This window comes from Streptomyces sp. NPDC031365, assembly GCF_055569765.1.
In genome coordinates, this window is record NZ_JBVIIM010000005.1 from 234,235 (window position 1) to 235,146 (window position 912).

Sequence of the window (912 nt, forward strand, 5' to 3'; positions counted from 1 at the left end):
TTCGACCGTCGGCAGGCTGATCGGGGTGGCCTGAGGCCGGAACCCGCGGGGGCAACCACACCCCGCCGCGGGGGGGGGCGGGTGGTCCGCCCCCCCCCGGGGGCGGGGCCCCCACGGCGGGTGCGCCGGCTCACACGGTGTCCTTGGTGAGTCGGGGCCAGGCGGCCTCGCGCAGCAGGCGCAGGCCGTTGAGGCCGACGATGACGGTGGAGCCCTCGTGTCCGGCGACACCGAGGGGCAGGGGGAGGGTGCCGACCAGGTCCCAGGCGACCAGGACGGCGATGAACGCCCCGGCGATGACCAGGTTCTGCAGGACGAGCCGGCGTGCGGTGCGGGAGAGCTGCACGATCGAGGGGATGGCGGCGAGCTCGTCGCGGACAACGACGGCGTCGGCGGTTTCCAGGGCGAGGTCGGAGCCGGCCGTGCCCATCGCGATCCCGGCGTGCGCGGCGGCCAGCGCGGGGGCGTCGTTGACGCCGTCCCCCACGACCAGCACCTTGCGTCCCTGGGCTTCCCACTCCTTGACGGCAGCCACCTTGTCCTGGGGCAGCAGTCCGGGGCGGACCTCGGTGATGCCGACCTCGGCGGCCAGGCGCTCGGCGGCGCGTTCGTTGTCGCCGGTCAGCAGAAGAGGGGTGCGGCCGGTCAGGCGGGTGAGGGCGGCGACGGTGGCCGCCGCGTCCGGCCGCAGCCGGTCCGCGATCCCCAGCACGCCCACCGGGGTGCCGTCGCGCAGGACGACGACCGCGGTCCGGCCGGCCTCCTCCAGTTCGGCCACCACCTCCCGGTGCTGCTGGTGGGGGGCCCCCCCCCCCCCCCCGGGGGGGGGGGCCCCCACCCACGCGCGCCCCTCTCCAGGTGGGGTGGAGCCCCCCCCCCAGGGGGGGGGGGGGCAAGCCAAACTAGGCAGGG

The 912-nt window shown here is 77.2% G+C and carries 1 protein-coding gene; it reads right to left on the bottom strand.

What is annotated here, in order from left to right:
- Positions 1 to 130: 130 nt before the first annotated feature.
- On the bottom strand, positions 131 to 912 hold a 782-nt coding region (locus ACZ5C2_RS11160; RefSeq protein WP_468788987.1), incomplete at its 5' end, for an HAD-IC family P-type ATPase.